The organism is Limnospira sp., from assembly GCF_051859755.1.
GTDB classification, from domain to species: domain Bacteria; phylum Cyanobacteriota; class Cyanobacteriia; order Cyanobacteriales; family Microcoleaceae; genus Limnospira; species Limnospira fusiformis.
Genome location: NZ_JBIMLI010000212.1, coordinates 1 through 5,122, shown reverse-complemented (window position 1 = coordinate 5,122; position 5,122 = coordinate 1). Strand labels below are relative to the sequence as shown.

The following is a 5,122-nucleotide window of genomic DNA, read 5'->3' as shown; positions in this document are numbered from 1 at the left end:
AGCAGTTTGATTCTCTCCATGATGCCATGGATTCTGTTCTCAAGGCTGCGTCCTAACCGTATTGACTAGTGCTATATTTGATTGAGTAGTTGTTGCTGTAAAATCCCCACATAAAAGGGTAAATTATGTTCATAACTCCAGGATTGAAATAGGGCTAACTGCTGCTGTGCAGACTCAGCCAATTCGGGTAATTTGGTAATAAATTGTCTAGTCTGATTTAACACAGGAGGAAGCACGGTTAAACCCACAATGACAACGACGGTCGCCGCCACCAAATAAACCAGTGCCGCCGCGACTCCCCTAGGGATAAATCGTTTTCACTTAGCCACAGGTGCATTGAGAATAAATGCAACTAATGCAGCGACTATTAAAATAGTAACCAACTCCCCCACATAATTAATAGTTTGTAGGGTAAGACCTCCAGCAATCAGAATTAATATCCAAGAGATTAAGAACTGCTGTATAGGTGAAAATATGGAATTCATTAGGGCTTGATTTTTAACTATAGACTTTCAGATTGTACGGAGGCAAATTAGATGGTCAACCCCAGTAATTAGACTTCTACTGTACCCTGAGACACCTGATCATGTTCAACCATAAACACATTAGAGTAAAGGTTGGCAACAATTTGTTTACCTTGTTGGGTAAGAGACAAGTAATTTAAGGCATCTTTGACATAAGGATAAACACCATTCCAGTAGAATTTAGGATAGTTCTTGCGTAGGTCTTCTGGGCTTTTGTAGCCAACTCTTTGATTAAAGCCAGTTTCCTCAAATTCGTAAAATAAAGCACTGATTTTTTTCAGGTAACGAGGATCTGAGAGTTGACCAATGAGATCAGCCGCCCGAACCAAACCGGGATAGTTCATGGTATTCTGATGATCGGATTCTTTGGGGACTGGAAACCGGGTCAGTTCGATATTATGCTTAATGACTTCAGCATCAATCAGTTTATGGCCGCCAAAGCGTTCTTCAATAAATAATTTAGCGCGATCGACATGGAAAGGGGTGAGACTAGCATCAGTACATCCGTCTGGTAGTTCTACCATGGTTCCGCGTCCGGTAGCAAAGGTATTTTCTCGATCGCGACGACAAACGCCTTTGACATAACCAATATCGTGACAAACTAGGGAGATGATGTAGTGTAGCCAGTCTTCACAGGATACGCCACCCTCGCGGATATGTTTTCCCCGCAGGATTTCCTGTCCCACTAATGTGACCATAATTGTATGTTCGACATCGTGATAAAGGGCATCACTATTGGCAATGTTTTCTAGAGCCATGTTTCCAGCCCAGCCAATAATCTCCTCATAGTTGGATTTATAACCTCCGTGGGTGCGGCGGTAACCTTCCCGAATTAGTTCAACAAAGGCATCAATTAGACATTCCGTGGCATTAAAAACCATATAGGCCCGTCCTGGCTATGTTTTGATTATAGATAAACTACTGACGAGGTATGTACTATAGCACTCAGCCTATATCCTAATCTACGAAACAGAATTATCAAAAGCGATCGCCCCCAGACTGGTAGCGGGGACAAATCAGAATTGGTAAAGCTGAGTTAATCTATGTAAATAGATGTGAACTAGTGGAGACCTCGCGCCACAGACTCTCAAGGAGCCAAACCCCTTAAAAAATAAGGCTTTTTCGGCGGTATCCCTCAGATATTTTTCTCCTCGGTTCCCAGGGACACCTGGAAATTGTGAATTTTAAGAGGAATTTACGCAACTTTTCTTTACAATATATTTAAGGAGTGCCGGGGGAGGATTACTCGTGGTTCATAAAGATACATTACCAGATATTGATGACGATCAATACCCTGAATTGTCACTAAATGGCGATCGCGTTAAATTTGAAGACCTAGAGGAAGAACCCGAGGAAGCTGTACCTCCCCAGGGGGGCAGTTTGCGGAATATGGTGATCGGGGTGGTCATAGGAATTGTGGCGACTCTGGGAGTTCTGCACTTTTCCTCTAACAACAGTTCCGAACCAGTAACCGAGGAAAGCCCAGGGGTAGAAGTAGCGCCAGCGGTTAGTCCCAGCGCCACCCAAACGGTGACAGTAGCGCCAGTGGAAATGACGACTGTAACCCGCACCCTTGATGTGACCGGGACTGTGGAAGCCTACGACCTACTCCCAGTTTTACCCCAAGCCAGCGCAGTGCAAATTCAACAGGTTTTAGTAAATCAGGGGGAAATGGTAACAGAGGGACAGGTGATGGCGGTGTTAGATGATTCGGTTTTGCGATCGCAAATTGACCAAGCCAACGCCCAGGTAGAGTCCGCCAATTCCCTCGTCCGTCAGCGGGAAGCTAACCTCGGACAAGCCCAAGCAGGTCTCGCGCAAGCGCAAGCGAGTCTATTGGAGGCTGAGTCATTACTGACTCAAAATCAAGCTAGGTTAGCGGAAGCCAAGGCTAATTTAGATCAAGCCCGCCGAGAAGTAGAACGCTATGAAGATTTAAGCAGCCAAGGGGTGGTGAGTCGCCAGGAACTAGAAACCCGCATTACCACGGCAAAAACGGCCGAAGAAGGGGTGAGAGTCGCAGAGGCTAATATTTCTAGCGCTAGGGCTACCATTAGCAGTGCTAGGGCTAATATAGGCAGTGCTGAGGCTAACGTGGAAAGCGCCGAGTCTAATATCCGTAGTGCTGAGGCGGAAGTGCGTAGCGCCCAGGCGCGGGTTCGTCAGTTGGAAACTCAACGGGAACAAACTATAGTGCGTGCGCCTATGAGTGGCATTGTCGCCCAACGGACAGCGCGAGTGGGGGATGTTACTGGTAATCAACAACTGTTTTCGATTATTGCGGAAAATCAGTTAGAACTACACGCGAAGGTTCCAGAAACTCAGTTATCACAGGTGAGAATTGGTGCTGCTGTTACTGTGACTTCTGATGCTGATCAAAATTTGCAGGTGCGAGGGGTGGTGCGAGAAATTGCGCCTCTGATTGATCCTCAAAGCCGACAAGCTACTGTGAAAATTGACCTGCCTCCCTTGGGGGCTATTCGTGATTCTTTCTTGCGTCCGGGAATGTTTCTGCGGGCGGCGATAACTACTACTACTGTACAAGGAATGAAGGTTCCCGCTAGGGCCATCGTTCCCCAGGCTGACGGTAGTTCTATTGTTTATCGTCTATTACCTGATGATACGGTGGAAGCGCGAACTGTGGAAGTGGGCAACGTAATAGCCGTTATACCAGGCGATTTATCCCAGGCGAGTATAGAAATTATACAGGGTTTAAATGTAGGCGATCGCATTGCGATCGCTGGGGCAAGTTATCTTAAAGATGGCGATAAAGTTAATGTGGTGTCGCGGTGAATCATGAAACTCCCTATCTTGTCCCCTGTGGGAGGGGGGGATAATGTGGGTGGGGGTGCGGGGCTGTCTCCGCCGTGAATTACATCTGGGGGCGAGGAGATTCATCAAAAGCTGTGGCTATTCATAACTACTTAGGACAGTTGACAGAATAGATGGAAAGATTTAATACAGACTAAGGATTGTTAATTTGATAAACATTAATAGGTTGAGTGCGACCTTTGAGGTGAATGCTACCGATATATTCAGTTATAAATTGATGGCTAACTTCCTCATGGGTGTGTTGATTAATTAAAATCCGGCACACACCACCGCCAAAAGACTTATCATAACTTTCTAGTCGGGCAGCAATATTCACACTATGGGTGTGTTGATTAATTAAAATCCGGCACACACCACCGCCAAAAGACTTATCATAACTTTCTAGTCGGGCAGCAATATTCACACTATCTCCGAGAGTTGTATAGTACATTCTTTGGGAACTACCCAGACTCCCTGTAACTACCTCTCCGGTGGCAATTCCTACGCGCATAGAAACCGTAGGCTTACCTTCTAATTGCTATTGACTGTTTAATAATTTCAGTTTTTCTCCCATAGCTACGGCACAGGAAACGGCAGCGATCGCATCTTGGGAAATTTCTTCGGAAGTAGTGCGGGGAATAGGAACCCCAAACACAGCCATCACCGCATCCCCAATCAACTTATCGACAATTCCCTTATGGTCTAAAACCAGATCAGCCATGCCATTCATGTACTCATTTAACCAACACATCAAAGCATCAGCCGCCATAGTTTCGGCGATGGTACTAAACCCTTTTAAATCAGCAAATAATACCGTAGCAATCATTTTTTTTCCAGTCAGTTGACCCCGGGCAATTAATTCATCTCGACTTTGCCAAATCATCTCGGCAATTTGAGGGGTAACATGGCGACCAAACAGAGTCATAACCATCTGACGTTCTTGGTGTTCCCAATTGGCAATATAACCAGCGATCGCAATTCCCGAAGTAGTAAAAGCGATAATTGGTGGAACCAGGGGTATCCACCAGCCTTCCAGAAAAGCAATATAGGCGATCAGCGTCAAACTCCCGCCGCCAACCACTAAACTAAGTAAAGCGCCCCAACCTAATCGGTAAGTCCAACCCAGTGCCGTACCGATACCAGACCAAATCAGAATCCAAAACCACTCCATACCATAAGACCAGACCCGAAATTGAAGGCGACCGTCCAGGGCTTATGGGGACAAAATTAAGAATCACTACTCCCGTTGCGTTTGCTCATACTCATGAGAGTGCCGCTGTAGGGGGTGAAAAATAGGTCATTCAGGCTGTGGGCAATAGGGCCAATTAACACAATGCGATCGCTAAACAGATTAGGGTTTGATCGTCCTTCCAGTACATCTGTCATAGAAATCGTCTGAAAATTCTCTTGGGGGCCACGATAATTCAACAATACCTGATACCCCCCTGCATCAGCACTAAGAGAGTGCCCATCAGTGCCAGAAAAGCGGATCAAATTGCCCTGGGTCCAATTGAACATTTCCGCTGTCTGTAACCGTCGGGGTAATCCCATGTTGGTACAAATACATTAAGGCTAGTTTCGCGCCTAAACCTAAAACCGTTTGATTGTCTTCTGGTTGTACCGATAACAAACCCCGTCTAACGCGACCATCAGCATCAAGCACTAAATCAATCGAACCGACCTGACCTTTCTGATTCATTTAAGCTTAATATTCCTGAACATTGATTGACAATGCTCGGACTGTAACTATAGCAATACCATCATTGCTGACAGTAAAGGAGGAATCC

General features: G+C 45.8%; 6 protein-coding genes and 1 pseudogene. 1 reads left to right on the top strand and 6 read right to left on the bottom strand.

What is annotated here, in order from left to right; all coding sequences use genetic code 11:
- Nucleotides 1–71 precede the first annotated feature (71 nt).
- The 3 genes from ACTIE0_RS22555 to ACTIE0_RS22545 all read right to left on the bottom strand — a co-directional run bounded on the left by ACTIE0_RS22555 (nucleotide 72) and on the right by ACTIE0_RS22545 (nucleotide 1,405).
- Complete coding sequence (locus ACTIE0_RS22555; protein WP_071533510.1) at nucleotides 72–308, bottom strand: AI-2E family transporter; 237 nt, start codon at nucleotides 306–308, stop codon at nucleotides 72–74.
- A 9-nt stretch (nucleotides 309–317) separates the two neighbouring features.
- Nucleotides 318–485, bottom strand: coding sequence for a hypothetical protein (locus ACTIE0_RS22550; RefSeq protein WP_006669479.1), 168 nt, complete (start codon nucleotides 483–485; stop codon nucleotides 318–320).
- A 68-nt stretch (nucleotides 486–553) separates the two neighbouring features.
- Nucleotides 554–1,405, bottom strand: coding sequence for an Npun_R2479 family HD domain-containing metalloprotein (locus ACTIE0_RS22545; protein WP_006620565.1), 852 nt, complete (start codon nucleotides 1,403–1,405; stop codon nucleotides 554–556).
- Nucleotides 1,406–1,772: 367 nt separating this feature from the next.
- Between ACTIE0_RS22545 and ACTIE0_RS22540 the strand changes: the two genes are divergently transcribed.
- Nucleotides 1,773–3,317 carry an efflux RND transporter periplasmic adaptor subunit gene (locus ACTIE0_RS22540; protein ID WP_006620566.1) on the top strand — a complete coding sequence of 515 codons (1,545 nt, stop codon included), beginning with the start codon at nucleotides 1,773–1,775 and terminating at the stop codon, nucleotides 3,315–3,317.
- Nucleotides 3,318–3,489: 172 nt separating this feature from the next.
- Here ACTIE0_RS22540 and ACTIE0_RS22535 read toward each other — a convergent pair.
- The 3 genes and pseudogenes from ACTIE0_RS22535 to ACTIE0_RS22525 form a co-directional block, all read right to left on the bottom strand.
- Nucleotides 3,490–4,260 (bottom strand): annotated as a pseudogene (locus tag ACTIE0_RS22535) (adenylate/guanylate cyclase domain-containing protein).
- Nucleotides 4,261–4,562: 302 nt separating this feature from the next.
- A complete protein-coding gene (locus tag ACTIE0_RS22530; RefSeq protein WP_006620569.1) occupies nucleotides 4,563–4,853 on the bottom strand; it encodes a CHASE2 domain-containing protein in 291 nt (96 codons plus the stop codon).
- Nucleotides 4,807–5,034 (bottom strand): CHASE2 domain-containing protein, encoded by a 228-nt coding sequence (locus tag ACTIE0_RS22525; RefSeq protein WP_006620570.1) that lies wholly within the window; start codon nucleotides 5,032–5,034, stop codon nucleotides 4,807–4,809. Before ACTIE0_RS22525 ends, ACTIE0_RS22530 begins: the two co-directional genes overlap by 47 nt.
- Between the last annotated feature and the right edge of the window lie 88 nt (nucleotides 5,035–5,122).

What these genes read in the sequence shown, in the direction of transcription:
- ACTIE0_RS22530 (WP_006620569.1), bottom strand. Translation starts at nt 4,853, where the DNA reads ATGTTCAATTGGACCCAGGGCAATTTGATCCGCTTTTCTGGCACTGAT.
- ACTIE0_RS22525 (WP_006620570.1), bottom strand. Translation starts at nt 5,034, where the DNA reads ATGAATCAGAAAGGTCAGGTCGGTTCGATTGATTTAGTGCTTGATGCT.
- ACTIE0_RS22550 (WP_006669479.1), bottom strand. Translation starts at nt 485, where the DNA reads ATGAATTCCATATTTTCACCTATACAGCAGTTCTTAATCTCTTGGATA.
- ACTIE0_RS22545 (WP_006620565.1), bottom strand. Translation starts at nt 1,405, where the DNA reads ATGGTTTTTAATGCCACGGAATGTCTAATTGATGCCTTTGTTGAACTA.